Origin of the sequence: Zhongshania aliphaticivorans, assembly GCF_902705875.1 — a bacterium.
Taxonomy (GTDB): Bacteria; Pseudomonadota; Gammaproteobacteria; order Pseudomonadales; family Spongiibacteraceae; genus Spongiibacter; species Spongiibacter aliphaticivorans_A.
Window position 1 is genome coordinate 39,207 of sequence record NZ_CACSIK010000005.1, and the last position, 19,068, is coordinate 58,274.

The 19,068-nt window shown below is 48.4% G+C and carries 18 protein-coding genes; 6 read left to right on the top strand and 12 right to left on the bottom strand.

The features are described from left to right. Positions 1-30 precede the first annotated feature (30 nt). From AELLOGFF_RS17925 to dksA, 4 genes are all read right to left on the bottom strand, one after another. Positions 31-2,988, bottom strand: coding sequence for a sensor histidine kinase (locus AELLOGFF_RS17925; protein WP_159270380.1), 2,958 nt, complete (start codon positions 2,986-2,988; stop codon positions 31-33). Beyond that, positions 2,978-3,154: a hypothetical protein gene (locus AELLOGFF_RS17930; protein WP_159270381.1), complete on the bottom strand. Its 177-nt coding sequence runs from the start codon at positions 3,152-3,154 to the stop codon at positions 2,978-2,980. Before AELLOGFF_RS17930 ends, AELLOGFF_RS17925 begins: the two co-directional genes overlap by 11 nt. 66 nt (positions 3,155-3,220) lie before the next feature. Then, positions 3,221-4,090: a tRNA glutamyl-Q(34) synthetase GluQRS gene (gene gluQRS / locus AELLOGFF_RS17935; protein ID WP_200842777.1), complete on the bottom strand. Its 870-nt coding sequence runs from the start codon at positions 4,088-4,090 to the stop codon at positions 3,221-3,223. 45 nt (positions 4,091-4,135) lie between these two features. Further along, on the bottom strand, positions 4,136-4,573 hold the full coding sequence (gene dksA, locus AELLOGFF_RS17940; protein ID WP_159270382.1) for an RNA polymerase-binding protein DksA: 438 nt from the start codon (positions 4,571-4,573) through the stop codon (positions 4,136-4,138). A 207-nt stretch (positions 4,574-4,780) separates the two neighbouring features. On the opposite strand from dksA, the gene AELLOGFF_RS17945 reads away from it, so the two are divergent. Beyond that, positions 4,781-5,941: a pyridoxal phosphate-dependent aminotransferase gene (locus AELLOGFF_RS17945; RefSeq protein ID WP_159270383.1), complete on the top strand. Its 1,161-nt coding sequence runs from the start codon at positions 4,781-4,783 to the stop codon at positions 5,939-5,941. Here AELLOGFF_RS17945 and AELLOGFF_RS17950 read toward each other — a convergent pair. Then, a complete protein-coding gene (locus tag AELLOGFF_RS17950) occupies positions 5,938-6,372 on the bottom strand; it encodes a group III truncated hemoglobin (RefSeq protein ID WP_159270384.1) in 435 nt (144 codons plus the stop codon). The two genes, AELLOGFF_RS17945 and AELLOGFF_RS17950, sit on opposite strands and share 4 nt — an antisense overlap. A gap of 132 nt (positions 6,373-6,504) precedes the next feature. Between AELLOGFF_RS17950 and AELLOGFF_RS17955 the strand changes: the two genes are divergently transcribed. After that, entirely contained in the window at positions 6,505-7,101 is a 597-nt protein-coding gene (locus tag AELLOGFF_RS17955) for an NUDIX hydrolase (protein WP_159270385.1), read from the top strand. Here AELLOGFF_RS17955 and AELLOGFF_RS17960 read toward each other — a convergent pair. The 5 genes from AELLOGFF_RS17960 to hemJ form a co-directional block, all read right to left on the bottom strand. After that, positions 7,084-7,878, bottom strand: coding sequence for a hypothetical protein (locus tag AELLOGFF_RS17960; RefSeq protein WP_159270386.1), 795 nt, complete (start codon positions 7,876-7,878; stop codon positions 7,084-7,086). The genes AELLOGFF_RS17955 and AELLOGFF_RS17960 overlap by 18 nt on opposite strands. A gap of 37 nt (positions 7,879-7,915) precedes the next feature. Further along, a complete protein-coding gene (locus AELLOGFF_RS17965; RefSeq protein ID WP_159270387.1) occupies positions 7,916-8,653 on the bottom strand; it encodes a TIGR04219 family outer membrane beta-barrel protein in 738 nt (245 codons plus the stop codon). A gap of 66 nt (positions 8,654-8,719) precedes the next feature. Next, positions 8,720-9,730 (bottom strand): porphobilinogen synthase, encoded by a 1,011-nt coding sequence (gene hemB, locus AELLOGFF_RS17970; protein ID WP_159270388.1) that lies wholly within the window; start codon positions 9,728-9,730, stop codon positions 8,720-8,722. A 9-nt stretch (positions 9,731-9,739) separates the two neighbouring features. Then, positions 9,740-11,023 carry a glutamate-1-semialdehyde 2,1-aminomutase gene (hemL, locus tag AELLOGFF_RS17975; RefSeq protein WP_159270389.1) on the bottom strand — a complete coding sequence of 428 codons (1,284 nt, stop codon included), beginning with the start codon at positions 11,021-11,023 and terminating at the stop codon, positions 9,740-9,742. 84 nt (positions 11,024-11,107) lie between these two features. Next, the gene (hemJ, locus tag AELLOGFF_RS17980; protein ID WP_327785496.1) at positions 11,108-11,533 is read right to left on the bottom strand and encodes a protoporphyrinogen oxidase HemJ; all 426 of its coding nucleotides are present in this window, start codon (positions 11,531-11,533) and stop codon (positions 11,108-11,110) included. Between the two features lie 227 nt (positions 11,534-11,760). Here hemJ and AELLOGFF_RS17985 point away from each other — a divergent pair, with 227 nt between their 5' ends. From AELLOGFF_RS17985 to erpA, 3 genes are all read left to right on the top strand, one after another. Next, the gene (locus tag AELLOGFF_RS17985; protein WP_235035770.1) at positions 11,761-13,182 is read left to right on the top strand and encodes a chloride channel protein; all 1,422 of its coding nucleotides are present in this window, start codon (positions 11,761-11,763) and stop codon (positions 13,180-13,182) included. A 15-nt stretch (positions 13,183-13,197) separates the two neighbouring features. Continuing rightward, positions 13,198-14,238 (top strand): N-acetyl-gamma-glutamyl-phosphate reductase, encoded by a 1,041-nt coding sequence (gene argC / locus AELLOGFF_RS17990; protein WP_159270391.1) that lies wholly within the window; start codon positions 13,198-13,200, stop codon positions 14,236-14,238. A gap of 101 nt (positions 14,239-14,339) precedes the next feature. After that, entirely contained in the window at positions 14,340-14,693 is a 354-nt protein-coding gene (gene erpA, locus AELLOGFF_RS17995) for an iron-sulfur cluster insertion protein ErpA (protein ID WP_159270392.1), read from the top strand. Between the two features lie 94 nt (positions 14,694-14,787). Here the strand turns inward: erpA and AELLOGFF_RS18000 are convergent, their stop codons facing one another. After that, positions 14,788-15,909: an anhydro-N-acetylmuramic acid kinase gene (locus AELLOGFF_RS18000; RefSeq protein ID WP_159270393.1), complete on the bottom strand. Its 1,122-nt coding sequence runs from the start codon at positions 15,907-15,909 to the stop codon at positions 14,788-14,790. Beyond that, the gene (locus AELLOGFF_RS18005) at positions 15,909-17,252 is read right to left on the bottom strand and encodes a peptidoglycan DD-metalloendopeptidase family protein (protein ID WP_159270394.1); all 1,344 of its coding nucleotides are present in this window, start codon (positions 17,250-17,252) and stop codon (positions 15,909-15,911) included. Before AELLOGFF_RS18005 ends, AELLOGFF_RS18000 begins: the two co-directional genes overlap by 1 nt. A gap of 241 nt (positions 17,253-17,493) precedes the next feature. Between AELLOGFF_RS18005 and tyrS the strand changes: the two genes are divergently transcribed. Next, the gene (tyrS, locus tag AELLOGFF_RS18010; protein WP_159270395.1) at positions 17,494-18,795 is read left to right on the top strand and encodes a tyrosine--tRNA ligase; all 1,302 of its coding nucleotides are present in this window, start codon (positions 17,494-17,496) and stop codon (positions 18,793-18,795) included. Positions 18,796-19,068: the final 273 nt, after the last annotated feature.

Below are 19,068 nucleotides of genomic sequence, written 5' to 3' on the forward strand. Positions count from 1 at the left end.
GAACAACATAACGCGATCAGCTAAATATTTCTAGTTTGGCTCGGGCTTACTTAGTGGCAGTCGGATGTGGATACGCGTTCCGTAGGTGCCGAATTCCATAACAGGGCTCTCGATACTTACTTCGCCATCGATGTCGTTGATAATGTTGTAGACCAAGGCGAGCCCCAGCCCAGTACCCTTCCCAGGATCTTTGGTGGTAAAGAAGGGTTCAAATATTCGACTCTGCAACTTTTGATCAATACCCGAACCTTGATCGGTTACGGTGATATGTGTCTCATCGTTTTCGATTCTGGCATCTATCGCGATGGTCGCGTTTTCATTGCTCGCATCTCTGGCGTTTGATAGTAGGTTTATGAATACTTGCATTAATTTTTGGTTGTCGCCATCGACAATAATGCTCTCAGGGCAGAGGTTGCTATAGAGGATTTGACGGGCCTCGTTGTCCAAGCTAAGTAGCTGAATGGCTTCTGATACACAGTTACGTATGCTGACGGCTTCGGTTATTTGTGAGCTTACTTCGCGGCCAGTGTGGGCGAAGTTGACCAGGGTGTGGACTATGCTACTGATACGCTGGGTTTGTTTAACGATTTGAGATGCGGCTTCTAGGGTGTCGGGGTTCTCGGTGTCGTAGCGTAAGTTTTGAGCTAAGCAGGCAATGCCGGTGACAGGGTTGCCAATTTCGTGTGCTACCCCTGCTGCTAGGCGACCAATTGAGGCTAGGCGCTCTTGGTGAGTGAGCTCATGTTCGAGTAATTGGGTGTCGGTGATGTCTTCGACAACAATAATCAGTTCATCGCGGCCCCACATTTGGGATTCGGTGCGATGTAGGTTAAGCCAGCGCAAGCCTTTTTCGGTCTCAACACAAAACTTGCTGCGGTGGAGGTCGCTGCTAGCAAGAAAGTTGATGAGGCACGCTGCCCAAGGTCCGGGTAAGCCTGTGAGGCGAGAGCCGGTAATCGCATTGGATTTGATGGCCGTAATGTCGGCCATTGAGGTATTCCATAGCAATATTTCTTGGTCGTTGCCTAAGGCGCAAACGCCAATGGGAAGGTCTTCTAGGGTTTGGCGATGATAGCGACGTAAGCTATCAAGGTCGGCAGCGAGCCCGGTGAGATTGGTTTGATAGCGTTCTAAGCGCTCTTCTATATAGGTAATGTCTTCACTATTACCTAATACGCTGTCGGTATAGGGTAAAACGCGGTCGATCACGCGGCGTGCGCTTGATGGGCCAACCAGTGACGATAAATTAATTTCAATTCTGTCGCGGATGCGGCGTAAAGCATAGGGGCGGGTTTCTAGCTCACTAAGCTGCAACTCATCGAGTGCTCGTCTGAATTCTTGTTCGGCGGCATGATCCCCCAAGGCCTCTTGTAAGCGTTGTTTTATTTCACCTGCGGTTTGTAGATTGAGGGTGTGGCGGCTAGGGCGGTTAAGATCGTCTAAAGTACAGGCTTCTGCGGCGCTACGTTCTTCAGATGATGTTTCGCTAAAAATCGATACGATGATAAATAAGAGGCTGTTTATACCTAAGGATAAGCTGGCAACAATAACCCAAAATAAGTCGCGGTCTACTGTGTAGGGGTAGAGTTTTTCTAAGTAAGCAGGGTGGTAGTCACTAAACATTGGCAGTAGTAAACCGAGCCCCCAAACGACAAAGCCTGCACTCAAGCCGCTAATAAAGCCATTGCGGTTGGCGCGTGGCCAATAAAGTACGGCGAGTACACCAGGTAAAAATTGTAGGCAGCCGCAGGCAGAGGCCATGGTCAGACTGGTAAGGGTTTGGGTGTCTCCTATAAATTCATAAAAGACAAAGGCAATTAAAATGATTGCGCAAATCAGCAATTGGCGAGTCATTAATAGCCAGCGGTAAATATCCACCTCGCGGCCTTTGGGGCGAAGTACTGGCAAGACAATATGATTTAAGCTCATTGAGGCGAGTGCGAGGGTGGTGACAATGATGGCTCCACTCGCCGCGGATAAGCCACCTAGGTAAATTAGTGTGGTTAACCATAGGTTGTCGAAATTTAGTGATAAGCCCAGAGCGAAATAACTCGTTGTTATGTCGAGGCCGGCGGCTTTTCCAGCCCAGAGTATGGGGAGAACGGGTGCACTTATAATAAGTAAAAATAAGGGGAGGCCCCAGCTAGCGGTAACAAGGTTTTGGCGGCTGGGATTTTCTGCAAATAACATGTGGAAGACGTGGGGCATACAGACGGATGCAGCGAAAAACATGATAAGCATAAGTCTGCTAGTGTCGGCGGCTTGTGGGGCGCTTAAATTGTTTACTATTTGCGGGTTGGCATTTAACCATTCCTGTAAGCCGCCAAAACCACCGAATACAGTATTTACGGCAATGATGCCGATTAATACGATGGCCAGCATTTTAACAATAGACTCAAAGGCGAGTGCCACCACAAGTCCGCGATGACTGTCTTTGGAGGCAAGATTGCGTGAGCCAAATAGAATTGTAAATACAGTGATGACGACGCAGAAAAGTAACGCGGCGAGGTTTTTAAAGCGAGAGTGGTCGGCGTTTAATGCGTCGCCAACACTTAAGATCAAGGTGGAGTCAGAGACAATTTTTATTTGTATAGCAAGCAGTGGCCAAACGGCAAGTGCCAAAAATAGGGTTGCAATAGAGCCCACCCAAGAGCTGCGAAAGCGGAAGCTCAGCAAGTCGGCGAGGGAGTTCAAGCGATAGCTTTTACAGATTTGGTGTAGGGGCGCTAAAAGTATGGGCAGTAAAATCAGCGCGGCTGAAATACCAATATAATAATTTAGAAAGCTATAGCCGTAGCGGTCAGCAAAACCAATTGCACCATAAATCGCAAAACCACTGGCGTATACACCAAGTGATAAAACATACACGCTTGGGTGATTGACGAGGCGTGAAGGTAGTAGTTGGCGTTCGGTGGCGTAGGCAATGGCAAATAAGAGTAATAGGTAGCCAATACCAATAAGAAAGAGTGTGTTGAGGCTAAGGGGCATTGCGGCGCTGCTGATAGAGGCTGATATAAACAAAAAGAATAATTAGCAACCATACCGCATGATGTCGATACCAAAGTGTACTGGTTTCGTTTAGCCAGCGACCAAGCGTTGGTGTATAGATAAAGGCAAAGGTGGCTAAAAGCAGTAAAGATGAGTGAATTTGCATGGTGCTCGCAACGTTAGCGTAGTCTTTTGGATGTTACTGGAGCCGCTGTAAAACTGCAAAGTATTGCTAGAGGCTAAGGCTGGCGCCAGCGGGAATAAGCTGGGGGCGCCAGTGCTCGATAGCCCATTGCAGTATTTTAGTTGTGTTTAGTTCGGGTGGTGGTAGCGGTTGATTCAAATAGCTTAACACCTTACGTAGATTTTGACTGGCAAGCTGGTTGTTGATGGCGGGTGCACAGCTTTGTTTGCTTAGTTTGTGGCCGTCGTCACCGACAATGACCGGCAGGTGTAAATAACGCATTGCTGGGAGTGAAAGCGCTTGTTGGAGATGGAGTTGCCACGCTGTTGCATCGAGAAGATCGACACCTCTTACCACGTCGCTGATATGTTGATCGGCATCATCGATGACTACGGCGAGCTGGTAGGCGTAAAGTCCGTCGCGTCGTTTTAGGACGGGGTCTCCAATTTTGTCGGCAGAATAGCTTTGAGCACCTTGTACGCGATCGGTAAAGCGCACATTGGTATGTGGGATTTTTAGGCGAATAGCGGAGTCACCCTCTTTGGGTGGGTTTATACATTGCTTAGGGTGTATGCCGCCGTGTTGGGCAAGTTGGGCGCGTGAACAACTACAGTGGTAAGCGTTTTGAGTGGTCACCAGTTTGGAAAGCGCGGTTTCATAGTTTTTACTGCGTTGGTTTTGCCAGAGAATGTCTCCATCCCAGTATAGCGAATGGGCCTTTAGGCTGTTGATAATTAACTTTGCAGCACCATCTTGTTCGCGGGGCGGATCTATATTCTCAAGGCGTAGCAACCACTGACCTTGGTTTGCGCGCGCATCTAAGTAGCTCGCTACTGCTGTAAGCAGAGAGCCTAAGTGGAGGGGACCGCTTGGTGAAGGGGCAAACCGGCCAATGTAGCCAGTGTGTAGTGCTGACATAAGAAGCCTGTTAGCGAGGGTGGCCAATAATGCCACCCATGCAGATTAACCGCGTTCTTGGCGCTCTTTAATTTCGTCGAGCGTTTTGCAATCTATGCACAAGGTTGCAGTAGGTCTAGCCTCAAGACGTTGAATGCCAATGTCTACGCCACAAGTGTTGCAGAAGCCATAGTCATCTTCGTCAATGAGGTCGAGGGTGGAGTCAATTTTCTTGATTAACTTCCGCTCACGATCACGCGTACGCAACTCAAGGCTAAATTCCTCTTCCTGGGTCGCTCGGTCAGCGGGGTCCGGGAAATTGGCAGCCTCGTCTTTCATATGGCTTACAGTGCGATCCACTTCTTCCATAAGCTCAGCTTTCCAGCTAAGCAGAATCTGGCGAAAATGCTCCTTTTGATTGTCGTTCATGTATTCTTCGCCCTTTTTTGCTTTATAGGGGACGAAGGTCTTCAAACTTTCAGGTGTACTCTGCTGTGCAGGCATGGCTGGCCCTCTTCTGTACAAGCCGTTAACCGCAAACTGCGGACATGCGCGACGACGCTGTGTCGCCAAACCGGCAAAACTACCAGATATGTGGCCTTGGCGCCAGACGAAATTTGTCTTAAGTGTATTTGCTACCCTGTAGCGGTGATGTTCAGGTAGGTGTGATAAAGATAAACTTCAATTTTTGCGTCGATGGGAGTTGTTTAAGTGGATAATCGATTTGCGGATCGACTGGCAGATATCGAGCCATTTCGTGTGGTAGAAGTATTGACGCGGGCTAAGCAGTTGGCGGCGGCAGGTCGAGATAGTGTGCATATGGAGGCGGGTGAACCAGATTTTAGTACTGTGGATACCATCGTAAATGCCGCTAAGGCCTCATTGGATAGAGGTGAGACACACTACACGCCTGCTGCGGGTATTCCCGAGTTACGGCAGGCTATTTCGCAATATTATCGAACTGATTACGGCTTAGATATTGCCCCAGAGCGGATTATGATTACCCCTGGCGCGTCGGGTGCGTTGCTGTTGTTGGCGGGGTTATTGATTAATCCAGGTGAGGGGATGTTAATGACAGACCCTGGCTACCCATGTAATCGACACTTTTTGCGCTTGGTTGAAGGAGAGGGGCAATTAGTGCCGGTAGGGCCTGAGGATCGTTTTCAGCTCAGCGCGGAAAAAGCGGAGCAGTATTGGCGACCCAATACGAAGGGGATTATGGTGGCCTCACCGGCAAACCCTACCGGAGAGATATTAACTTCAACTCAGCTTCAAGATTTACATTCGCTGTGTGAGCGCAAACGTGGGTCTTTAATTGTTGATGAGATATATCACGGTTTAAATTATGACGAAGCAGCCCCCAGTATTTTATCCATAACGGATAAGGCCTTCGTGATTAATAGTTTCTCAAAATACTTTGGTATGACGGGCTGGCGTTTGGGCTGGTTGGTGGCGCCTCCAGAAGCTGTGCCGCACTTAGAAAAAATGGCGCAGAACTTTTTTATTTCGATGTCGACTACAGCGCAATATGCCGCATTGGCTGCGTTTGATACAACGACTCGGCTGGAATTAAATCGGCGTCGTGATGAGTTTGCTGCGCGGCGAGATTTTTTACTGCCAGCGTTGCGTGAGCTTGGGTTTGAAATCCCGCATTGTCCCGCTGGGGCCTTATATTTGTATGCGGGTATTGAGCGGTTTAAAACTACGAGTCAGCGACTGTGTTTAGATTTACTTGAGAATCACGGTATTGCCATTACCCCAGGTGAAGACTTTGGGCGTTATCAGGCGGAGCAGCATGTTCGGTTTGCCTACACTACAGGGCTGGATCGCTTACAGGAGGCTGTGCTTCGTCTGCGTCGCTTATACGGTTAGGTTTTTGGGTTATAAAAATGCACGCCATCAAGCAGTGCTCTATCGGCTGTTTTTTTGATAAGGGCGGTAGCCATAGAGTCTGCTATGCGTTTCGCTCGTATTTTTATTATTTGGCAATTAGTTCCTTCAAAATGGTGATCAATATTGGCATTGAATAAGTACAACCAGCGTTCAAAGTGGTGGGGGCTGAGGTTTGCTTGTTTGTGGATGTTTTGGTGACGCTCAAATAATTGCCCTTGGTATTGGCTTTCATTAAATAAAAATTGGCCCCAAAAGCGAATAACTATTGGCAGATGGTGTTCCAATGAGAAGGGAATAACGTCAGTAAAGTAAAAGCCTATAATAGGGTCGACTAATACCTCACGATAAAAATTGCGAAGTAATTTTTCAAGATCGTGATGATCACGAATGTCCGTTTTGTGTGTTGGCATAACTTCACGTTTCTGGCGCGTTGCTGGGTCGTTAGTGTTGTGGCGAGCAATGCTATTATATTGATGATTCTGGGTGGCAATGGTAGCACGAGCCAGTGAGAAGCGTTATTTGATGGGGAGAAGGGGTGAGTATTGATTGCTAAAACACCGGAAGAAGTCGCGTTACAGCATATCATTGAGCGCTTAAATAATTTTAAGCCGCGTCAGCGATGGTGGCGGCGCTGGGTCAAGCGGTCCGCCGTTGCGATTATTCTACGAGATTTGAATGACCATATTGAAATTTTAATGATTAAGCGAGCCGATCGCGAAGGGGATCCTTGGTCGGGGCATATGGCCTTTCCGGGTGGCAGGATGGATCGCGGTGATGTCACCGGTTTACGCACGGCGATGAGGGAAACCGAAGAGGAAATAGGGATTTATTTGGAAAAGGCCGGTCACTGTATTGGTCGTTTATCCGATATTGTGAGTCGGCCGCATTCTGGCCGCCAGCCCATGGTAGTGACTCCCTATGTTTTTAAGCTGCATACTGCGGTAGGTATTGATGCAAATCATGAAGTGGCAGAGGCGGTTTGGATTCCATTAAGTTTCTTAATGGATGTTGAGCAACGCGAAACCATGGAGTTTGGTCGCGGTAAGCTGAAGATGACTCTGCCTTGCTATTTTTATGGTAAACGCCGTATTTGGGGTATGTCTTTAAGAATGTTGGATGAATTACTCAGTCTCGTTTGATTCGGTAGACGTGGTTGGCAACTCTACATCGTCAAGTCTGCTGGGTGGACGAAAATCAAGGTCTTCGGCCTCAGGCAGGGGGTTGCGCTGTTGTTCCCAGAGGTGAATTTTGGTTTCGTTCAGCAGTTGTCTGGCCTCGGTTTGTGGTTTGGCTGCTTCTGCAATGGCAGAGTCCGGCAGAATCTTGTTAAACCACGCTTCGAACACAGGAAAAATCACTGGTGTTTTTTTGGCGTCTATATATTGCCAGCGTGAACCCTCGATGATATTTCCTGATACCCGTTGCTGTTTTACGGGCAGCCAATATACACCGCAGCTTGAGAGGCTGAAGTCGTCTTGGCGACCAAAGCTGATATTGGGTTTAAAGGGGTTGAAGGCGTCAGTGGGAGGGTTGTCAATGCGTTTGAGCGCCATAACCCACTCGCTGCCAGGTGGGAATTGTTCTGCATCGGGGCGACACAAATTGTCTTTTTTTCCCCAAATCCTAATTTTGTCTCGGTATTCATCACCCTGCAGAATGGTGTCTATTATCAGATCAAAGCCGTTGCCTTGCGAGGCGCTTACTTCGCCGTAAACAACGAGATCAGTCTTGTTGTAAACCGACGTGAATGGCCCCTCCCAAATACACTCGCAGGCCAGTGACAAAGGGCTGGCTAGCAGCGTGGCGATGAGAGTCAGTGTCTTAGGTAGCAAGCGAGTCATTTTTACAAGGTCTACAAGGCTGCGATTGTTTAGATTATAAATTGCTTTGGCAGTATGAAACAAAAAAAGGCGCAAGAGATGCGCCTTTTGAGAGTTTCTTGAGTTGATTTATTTAGATGTCTATAACGACACCGAAATAGTATCCGTCGACGGTAAGGCTAGCTTCGTCGTCGTCGTCTTCAAGGTCAACATCAAAGTTGCGGTAGCCCAACTCAAGTCCAATGATGCCAAACTCGTAACCTAGGCCAACGGTCATGTCAGTGACAGCGTTGTCGCCATAGGAAATGATATTGCCGAGTGCTGACGCGTATAAGCCTGTTAGCGGAAGGTCGAAGCGAGCATTAACGTAAGCCATAGGGACGGGGGCGTCTAGTTCTATCGAACCTTCGCGGCCAGTAGATGCTAGGCGAACTTCACCATCAAACACCCGCACTGTTAGGCCGACGTCAAGATTAACCCAGTTATCCAATATTTCGTAATACAGGGTGGCGTCTGTGTGTGATAAATCAGTTGTCGAATCTACGGTGTCAGCAGCAGTGTAGACATCATCGTCAAAGGTGAATGTCCGTGACAGTTGATTGCTTTCACTGATATCTAAATCAGTGCGCTGCAAGCGAATATTGGGCAGGACTGGGACGGGGTGCTCAAAGGCAACGAAAAAGCTTTTTCCTGTTTCATCGTCGTAGCCAAGATCGTCGTTCATATCGACGCTATCAGAGCCTGATTGAACGTTGCCTTCCCAGCTTTGCTTCCACATATATGCGCCAGCAGTAGCGCCAATAATGTCAGCTTGCGTGTTTATTGATGCGCATGCCGCGATGACCGCTACGGCTAGTAATCGTTTTTGCATGGTAGTTTCCCTGTAGTTGTGTTTAATCCACGATAACCATAAACGCTCTGTATGACAGCGTAAATACTAGTTATTCAGTAATAATGCCACGTCTTTGGCGAAATACGTGAGTATACCGTCTGCTCCAGCACGTTTAAAAGCGAGTAGTGATTCCATCATGACGGCGTTTTTGTCCAGCCAGCCATTCTCAAAGGCGGCGCAATGCATCGCGTATTCACCACTAACTTGGTAGGCATAAGTGGGTACGGCCAGCTCGTCTTTTACTCTGCGAACGATATCCAGATAGGGCATACCGGGTTTAACCATAATCATGTCGGCGCCTTCCGCTAAGTCGAGGGCACATTCATGCAGGGCTTCGTTACTGTTCGCGGGGTCCATTTGGTAGGTGTATTTATTGCCACCTTTTAAATTTCCTGCAGAGCCTACCGCGTCGCGGAATGGACCGTAATATGCGGAGGCGTATTTGGCGGCGTAGCTAAGAATACAGGTGTTAATATGTCCCGCATTTTCTAGGGTTGAGCGTATAGCGCCAATGCGGCCATCCATCATATCCGACGGCGCGACAATATCGGCGCCGGCATTGGCCTGGGCCTCAGCCTGCATGCACAGGGTTTCGGTGGTGCGGTCGTTTAAGACATAACCCTTGTCATCGATGATGCCATCTTGGCCGTGAGTGGTGTAGGGGTCTAATGCCACGTCAGTAATGACGCCAAGCTCTGGAGCGGCATCTTTAATGGCTTTGATCGCATCTTGAGCTAAGCCATTTGGGTTGTAGGCTTCTTCGGCAAAAAGCGATTTTTTTTCTGCTCCAACAACAGGGAAAAGAGCAATTGCTGGTATGCCTAATGAGGCGAGTAGCTTTGCCTCTTTCGCCATTAGGTCAATACTCAATCGCTCTATGCCCGGCATGGAGCTGATTGTTTGTCGGTCCCCTGATCCTTCACAAACAAACATCGGGTAGATGAGGTCGTTCACGCCAAGTTGATTTTCTTGCATTAAGCGACGTGAAAAGTCGTTAGCTCGCATCCGGCGCAAGCGGGTATTGGGGAAGGCTCCCCGTTTGAGTGAAATGGTCATATTCAGGTCTCAGCGCAGGGTTTTAAAAACACGTTCTGCAATATCTAAAGTGTCGTTGATGTCGGTGTCACTGTGTGCTGCCGACAGAAAACCGGCTTCGTATGAGGCAGGAGCAAGATACACGCCGCCGTCTAGCATGCCGTGAAAAAATCGGTTAAAGCGCTCGGTATCACAGGCCATGACTTGCTGATAGTTGGTGATCTGCTCGGCGTCGGTGAAAAATACGCCAAACATGCTGCCTACGTGATTGCTGGTCATGGCAATTCCCGCTGCGTCCGCACGTTCTTTTAAACCGTTTACCAGCCGGTCTGTGGCATTAAAAACGGGGGCGTAAAAACCGTCTTTTTCAATGTGCTCGAGCATACAGAGGCCGGCGGCCATGGCAATGGGATTACCCGATAGGGTTCCCGCCTGATATACCGGCCCCACCGGTGCGATGCATTCCATTATTGCGCGCTTGCCGCCAAATGCGGCCACCGGCATGCCGCCGCCAATGACTTTACCCAGACAGGTAATGTCGGCGTCTATTCCGTAGTAGCCCTGCGCACCTTGTAGGCCTAGGCGGAAACCGGTCATTACCTCATCAATAATTAGCACCGCGCCACTTTGGTCGCAGCAGGCTCGCAAGCACTCAAGAAATCCAGGAATGGGTGGGACACAGTTCATATTGCCGGCAACGGGCTCGACAATAATACAGGCAACTTGGTCACCGTATTCTGCGAAGGCCGCTTGTACACCTTCAATATCATTGTAGCTAAGGGTGATGGTGTGTTCTGCCAGAGCGGCAGGTACGCCTGGTGAGCTCGGTACGCCCATTGTTAGAGCCCCGGAGCCCGCTTTAATAAGAAGAGAATCAGAGTGGCCGTGGTAGCAGCCTTCAAATTTGATGATTTTGTCTCTATTAGTGTAGCCGCGAGCTAGACGAATGGCGCTCATGGTTGCTTCAGTGCCGGAATTGACCATGCGAACCATATCCATGCCCGGCATGATGCTGCATAGCTTTTCCGCGAGTTGGGTTTCGATTTCGGTTGGTGCGCCGAAACTTAGACCCTTTTGTAGCTGAGCGGTAACACTGGCAATGACGTCGGGGTGTGCGTGACCAAGCAGCATTGGACCCCAAGAGAGGACGTAATCTATATATCGTTTACCTTCAACATCATATAGATAAGCGCCACTTGCGTGGTCAATAAATTTTGGTGTGCCGCCAACCGCTTTAAACGCGCGAACTGGACTGTTGACTCCACCGGGGATGCGCTGGCGGGCGGTTTCAAATAATTGCTCAGAGCTAGTCATAAAGATTGTCTTAATAGTAGAGGAGTTAAGCGGGTATTATCCCGCGCTGCTTGAATTATCGCCAGTACGGCTATTTATATGTCATTAAAAGGGTCTGGTGACCGCCAGAATGACAATAACAAATAAGGCAATCACCGGTGCCTCATTAAGCCAGCGATAAAATACGTGTTGGTGTTGATTTTGTTCATTGGCGAATTTTTTCACTATTTGCCCACAATATAAATGGTATGCAATGAGGCCAACAACAAACAGTAGCTTTACGTGTAGCCAGCCGGCTCGAAGATAGTAGTCAGGATTTTGAGCGATGAGGAGCGTGCCAAATACCACTGTTAAGACGGCAAATGGGCTGATGAAGCGATACAGTTTGCGCTCCATAATTTTGAGGTGGTCGCGTGTTGCCTGATCTTCTGCCATGGCGTGATAAACAAATAACCTTGGCAAATAAAATATTCCCGCAAACCAGCAGATCACAGCAATAATGTGGAAGGCTTTTAGCCAGAGCATATTGATTTACCTATGTTGTGGTCGCAGTGTTGCGCTAAAAAATGGTGTAATTTCATTGCGATATTCGGCGCGGTAGCAGATTAACTGCGGTGTTTGGTGTAATCACATTTTGGGTACTGGGTGTTAACGATGATTTAGCATACAATATCTGACAGTCAATTGCGGCTCGCCGCACTATTTTTTATCTTGTGTATTCTTATTTTGTTCAGCCGCCTGCATAGGCCTCTTATTAAATGACCGTCAACAAAAAACGTACTCAAACTGCTCGTAGGCTCCGCCTGTGGTGGATGTTGGGTAATCGCCATACTCGCCGTCAATTGGGCACGGCTGAAGATTGGAAAGCGCGTGCGGTGTTTTGGGTTGGAGCGCTATCTGTTGGTTTGGTTATTCAGGGGTTTGCTTGGCTTTCTGAAGAGAGCTATTCATTCACTGAACACGTTTTTGATCATTACCCCTATGCATTTTTGCTAATAACTCCTTTGGGTTTGATGGCGATCGTGTGGGTAATGAACCTAGGGGGTACAGCTGCCCGTGGCAGCGGTATTCCACAAGTTTTGTTAGCGCATAAGCAGAGTTACCACTGGCTGCGTGGGCCTTTTTTATCGTTGCGCGTGGCCACGCTGAAGGTTTTGCTAACCTGTGCTGGGCTACTCGTGGGAGCAACCCTTGGTAGGGAGGGGCCTAGTGTGCACGTGGGCGCCGCGCTAATGTATAAATTTGGTACTTGGGCTAAGTTAAAGCAGCGTCAGGTAGAAAGTAGTTTGATTGTGGCTGGGGGGGCTGCAGGTGTGTCAGCGGCATTTAACGCGCCGCTTGCCGGTATTGTTTTTGCGATTGAAGAATTGCAGCAGTCAATGGAGGCAAGAACTACCGGGACATTCATTATGGCGATTATCCTTTCGGGGGTGGTCGTATTGGCATTTGCAGGGCATTACAGTTATTTCGGGGTGCCAGATGTCTCCGCAGTGCCGCTCTCGTATTACCCTTATATTATGGGTGTGAGTGCGGCTTGTGGTTTAGCAGGGGGCTTGTTTAGTCTATTTTTGGTTCAAGGGAATCGGGCAATTGCCCCCTTTGTGATGAAAAAGCCATTGCAAGTAGCAGGGGTGATTGGGATTTTTTTGGCTGGTATGGCAATACTCTCAGATGGTCTTACCATGGGCAGTGGTTATGTCGAGGCTAAAGCGCTACTTGCGCAGCAGTCGGAGGGGAGTTGGTTAACGGCTGGGGGTAAAATACTGGCGACATTGTTAACATATTTTAGTGGTATCCCAGGCGGAATTTTCTCACCTAGCTTAGCGGCGGGTGCAGAGCTAGGCTCGGCGATGGGGCCTATGTTTCCTCAGGTGCCGGTGGTGTCTTTAATATTGGTGGGAATGGCGAGTTATTTTGCCGGCGTTGTGCAGAGGCCTATCACCGCTTTTGTTATTGTGCTTGAGTTGACCGGTAATAACCACGATATACTCCCAGCATTAATGGTTAGCGCGTTGGTCGCCACGGCGGTATCAAAGTTGGTGATGAGCGAGCCGGTTTATCATGTGCTGGCGCGAGACTTGGTACGGGGCTGGGATCACTTGCTAAAGGAACAAAATGAGTCGGTGACGTCAAATGTGGCTGGCGGCTCCGATGTTGAAAAAAAAAATGAACAGATTTAAAGAAGGAGTATTCGGGTGTTAAAAGTTGGAATAGTAGGTGGTACGGGTTATACAGGAGCAGAGTTACTGCGGTTATTGTCTACCCATGCGGAGGCTGAAGTGGCGATGATTACATCGCGAGCTGAAGATGGTGTTGCCGTTGATGAGTTATTCCCTAGTTTGCGTGGCGCTGTAGATCTGCGCTTTACCACGCCTGATGTTAAGGCGCTCGCCAGTTGTGATGTTGTGTTTTTTGCTACCCCGCATAATGTTGCAATGAACATGGTGCCCGAGTTGTTAGCGGCGGGAACACGGATCATTGATTTGTCGGCGGACTTTCGTATCAGTGACGCGGCGTTGTGGTCTAAGTGGTATAACGAAGAGCATGTGTGTCCGGATGTTCTAGCAACAGCGGTTTATGGTCTTCCCGAGAGTAATGCTGAGCAAATTCGTGACGCAAAATTGATCGCGTGCCCTGGCTGCTATCCAACGGCGGTAGAGCTAGGTTTGATTCCTTTATTGGAGCAGAAATTAGTCGACCCCAAGCGCTTGATTGCTAGTGCAGCCTCAGGGGTGAGCGGGGCTGGGCGACAGGCGAAAATTGATAACCTATACGCTGAGTTGTCTGAGAGCTTCAAAGCATATGGTGTTGCTGGGCATCGCCATTTGCCTGAAATTGAGCAGGAGCTGGCAATTGCTGCTGGGGGTCCGGTTGGCCTTACATTTACCCCGCACTTGTTACCGCAGGTGAGAGGGATTCATGCAACCCTGTTCACAGAGTTATTGGACCCAGCGGTTCCTTTAGACGAATTGCAGTTTATGTTTGAAAAGCGGTATGCCGATTCGCCATTTGTGGATGTGATGCCGCTGGGAAGTTTGCCACAAACACGCACTGTTCGTGGTGCTAATACCTGTAGATTGGCGGTGTACCGTCCCCAGAATCGAGATACTGTTGTGGTATTGTCGGTGATTGATAACTTGGTGAAAGGGGCCTCGGGTCAAGCGATCCAGAATATGAATATTATGTTTGGCTTGCCGGAAACAATGGGTTTACAGGGCTTGGCGTTGCTTCCATAGAGCCATTGTCCGCGGTCAATACTTGACTGATTTGGTCGGAAAAGCGGATAATCTTAGCCATAGCTGCGCAAATTTGCGCCAATAGAGTAGTGAGGTGGTATATGTCTGCGGTTGAGCAATTTACACCGTCAGTCCTGACATTGACGGATAAAGCGGTGGCTAAGGTGAGAAGTTTGGTCGAGTCTGAGGCCAATGATGATTTGAAGTTACGTGTCTTTGTTACCGGTGGTGGTTGTTCTGGGTTTCAATACGGCTTTACGTTTGATGAGATTGCTGAGGAAGATGACACCTTGGTTCAGCGTGACGGGGTGACTGTGTTGGTTGATCCATTAAGCTATCAGTATATTGACGGAGCGCAAGTCGATTATACCGAAGGCTTGGAAGGTTCTCGTTTTATTGTAAGTAATCCCAATGCAAGCACTACTTGTGGTTGTGGTTCTTCGTTCTCGGTTTAATATTGTTACTGGTCTAACTCTTTTCGGTTGGGCCAGCTCCCCTCAATCTCTCTTCTGATTTTGTTGGTAACGTCCGTTACCTGTTGTTACTTGTTTATGCCGGGTAAATAGCGCCGAGAATTCTGCTGCCTTTAGCTCCAGTCACGGCGGGAATGTTTCCTGGCAAATGATTTAATGTTTGATGTGCAATCCATCCAAATGCTACAGCTTCGACCCAGTCAGGGGGAATGCCTAGTGCGCTGGTGTCGTTAATCGCGTGTGAAGGTAGCAGTATTTTCAGGCGTTGACAGAGTGCTAGGTTTGCGCTGCCACCGCCACATAAAAATAGTGACGAGTTTGCGGTGCTCGATTTTTCTATTGCATCACAAATACTACGCGCAGTGAGCTCTAATAAAGTGGCCTGTACATCGGGGGCTGCAATACAGGGAAAGACTTTTAGTGCCTCTTCAATCGTTTGCATATTGAACTGTTCTCGCCCCGTACTTTTTGGGCCGGTTTGACGATAGTAATTCGATTGCAAAAAATACTGTAAAAGAGCCGGGTCGACACTGCCGCTGGCGGCCCACTCGCCGTTGCGATCATAATTAAGCTGTTGGCAGTGCTGTATCCAGCTATCCATAAGGACATTGCCGGGGCCTGTGTCGAAACCTGTAACGTCACCATTTTTTTTGAGGATGCTAACATTGGCCATGCCGCCAATATTTAGAATAATGCGTTCTTCTAATGGGTCGGCGAATGCTGCGGCATGAAATGCGGGTACTAGTGGGGCGCCTTGGCCTGCGGCGGCAATATCTCGTCTACGAAAATCGCCAACCGTTGTTATGCCGCTTATTTCTGCAATGGTATTGGGGTCGCCGATCTGAAGTGTGAAGGCATTCCTGTAATCTCGGCTATTATCGGGGGGGCGGTGCCGAACAGTTTGACCGTGACTTCCTACAGCGGTGACATCGGTAGTTTTAATATTGGCGCTTGCGCAGAGCGCAAGCGCTGCCTCGGCAAATACCTGTCCAATTTTCCGATCTGTTTTGCCTAGCAGTTCTATTTCGTCGTGGCTGGTGGAGCATAATTGCAGAATGTCTTTTTTTAATTCTCTGGGAAGCTCTGCTGATATGCTGTGTTCAAAATGGACACAGCCGTCTTTATCAATGCTTATGAGTGCAGCGTCAATGCCGTCAAGACTGGTCCCAGACATCAATCCTATATATTTTGAGCTCATTAGCCTGCGTCAGTATTGGTGTAGTTTCGTTGCGCTGCATACGTTTTGAGTTGTAGCTGCATGCCGGAAATCTGGTCTTTAAAGGTCGGCATTTCACCGCTGCTTAGTTTTGTTGGCGCAGGTAACTTGGTCACAATCGTGGCGGGGTTGCGGTGAACACCGTTTACTAGGAATTCATAGTGTAAATGTGGCCCCGTGGCGTACCCTGTTGAGCCCACCCAGCCAATTGTTTCTCGTTGCCTCACGCGCTCACCTTTTGATACAGCACGCTTATGCAGGTGAAGGTATTTAGTAACATAGGCCTCGCCGTGTTTGATAAACACGTAGTTACCGTTGGCTTTTGAATAGCCGGCGGCAGAAACTCGGCCATCCCCAGCTGCATAGACCGGAGTACCGCGTGGTGCAGCATAGTCTATGCCGCGGTGTGGGCGAACAGTTTTAAAAACGGGGTGAAGGCGTTTGGGATTAAATCCTGAGCTGATGCGTGTGAAATCGAGTGGCGCGCGTAAAAATGCTTTTCGCATGCTTTCGCCGCTTTCTGAAAAGTAATCGACCTCGCCTTGTGCGTTGATATAGCGGTAAGCTTCAAAGGAGCGGCCTTGATTGAAATACTGGGCACCAAGAATTTGGCCACTGCCAAGGCGTTCACCGTTTAGGTACAGCTCTTCATATATAACAATGAAGTAATCGTCTTTGCGAACGTCATACACAAAATCCAGTACGCCGCCGAAGATATTCGCTAACTCCATAATAATACTTTGGTTTACGCCGGCATCTTGCGCTGCTTTATAGAGTGACGAAGTAATCGTTGCGCTGGCGACCCGTTGACGAATTTCAGGTGTTTCGGTTAGCTCGGTTGTGCCAAAGCCGGTTACCCCGCGCTCAAAGATAAGGCTATTTAGCTTGTCGACTTGATAGCTCATTGCAGTGAGCTCGCCACTTTCATCTATTTGGAAAGAAAGTTTTTGTCCTGGGCGTATCTTATTGAGTGCTTTGGCCTTTGGTGCGGTAGTTAATAATTCGTGGAGAGCTTGGGGCGTTAGGTTTGCGCGGCTAAATATTGCTGACAGTGAGTCGCCTGATTTAACTTGTACTTCGGTCCATGGTTTTTCGGGTTCTTCTATTGGTGCAGACTCTGCGATATTACTTGCGGCTCGGGTGGGGCTAAGCTCTAGATTCAGTGGGATGGCGGTCCGCTTGGCTTCTGCATTTTCACCGGGTAATAGTAGTAAGGATAAACCAAGTGCAATTAGCGTCGATGCAGCAAGAGCCAGGTGGCGCCGCGGGAACTTGCCGTTAATGTTCTTGCGAACGGCGTGCCTTTTAGGTATCCAGTTTTGCATAGTTAAATACTACATGCCTGTTGGTGGTTTTTTGCTCAGTATAACAAATGTCTTGCGTGTTTGGTGCTCGTAAAAACCGAGAGTTAAAGTAGATTCTAGCTTGAGTGTGCCTTTCTGTCAGCTTTTCCCGGTTTGCATTTGTCGGTGGTTGTTGTATCTTGCCGGCTCTTCGGTATTTTCCTATTTTTGCAAATCGTCTAAATATGAGGGTTTGCGCTTCTTATAATATGAAGGTCGATGTATGACAGCAGTAAATGCAGATTTGCTCACTGAATTGGAGGCAAGAGGTCTTGTCGCGCAAATGACGGGCGAGAATGGCTTGTCTGAATATTTGGCTGAAGCTCCGCGGACCTTGTATTGTGGTTTTGACCCAACTGCCGATAGCCTCCATATTGGCCATCTGGTGCCTTTGTTGGCGCTGCGGCGTTTTCAGCAGGCGGGGCATAAACCTATTGCATTGGTTGGTGGTGCTACGGGCTTGATTGGTGATCCGAGTTTTAAAGCGCAAGAACGACAGTTGAATACTCCAGATATAGTGGCGGGATGGGTCGAGCGCCTAAGGGGCCAGGTGTCGCGTTTCATTGATTTTGATTGCGGTGAGAACTCTGCCGAGGTTGCCAATAATTTAGATTGGTTTGGGTCTATGACGGCATTGGAGTTTTTGCGCGATATAGGCAAGCACTTCTCAGTTAATACAATGGTGGCCAAGGAATCGGTCAAGCAGCGTATAAATAGAGAAGGAGCAGGGATCTCGTTTACTGAGTTTAGTTATTCATTGCTGCAAGGCATGGACTTCTCTGAGCTTTATAAGCGACATGGTTGCACCTTGCAGCTTGGTGGCTCTGATCAGTGGGGAAACATTATTGCGGGGGTGGATCTAGCGCGTCGTCAGCATGGTGTTTCTGTTCATGGTTTAACAATGCCCTTGGTGACTAAAGCCGATGGTACGAAGTTTGGTAAAACTGAATCGGGTACTGTCTGGCTTGATCCGGAAAAAACATCACCATATGCATTTTATCAGTTTTGGTTAGGTACTGCGGATGCTGATGTGTATAAATTTCTGCGCTATTTCACTTTCCTGTCTCTAAAAGAGATTGACGAAATTGAAGCGGCTGATAAAGCGGCGGGGCGACCTGCGGGTCAAAGGGTTCTGGCAGAAGAGATGGCAGGGCTTATTCATGGTGAGGTGGAGTTAGCTGGAGCGAAGCGCATCACCAATGCGTTGTTTTCGGGAGAATTAGCTGATTTGTCTGCGGGTGACTTCAGGCAGTTACAGTTAGATGGATTGCCAACCGCGCACTTGAGTCGTCAAGAAATCGAGGGTAAACCCCTAACGCAGTTGCTTGCGGATATTGGTATGGGGGCGGGTAAGCAAATAAAGGATGCTCTGGGTCGTAATGCGGTCTTAATTAATGGTGATCCGATAGGTTTGGCGGACAATATGAATCTAAGTGCGGTGTTTTCGGCGGGGCGGTCACGCTTTAATGATTACTACTTAGTAAAGCTGGGGAAAAAGAAGTATCAGCTGTTGGTGATAAAGTAGCCTAAGTGGTTAATTTATCGTCGCTAAGTGGTTGATAGTTAACCGATGTGATTGGAATTTGTACGAAGTAAAAACTTTTTAAAAATCTTTTCAAAAGTATGTTGACTCTCAGTCCGCCATCTCTATAATGCGCCTCCTCAACTGCTGACGCGGACTTCACCGAGGTGAGGTAAGCAAGAAAACGAAGCGGTTGAGGCGGCAAGAAAGTTTAAAAAACTACTTGCCACGGAGGATTAAGTATATATAATACGCCTCCTCGCTTAAGGGCAACAA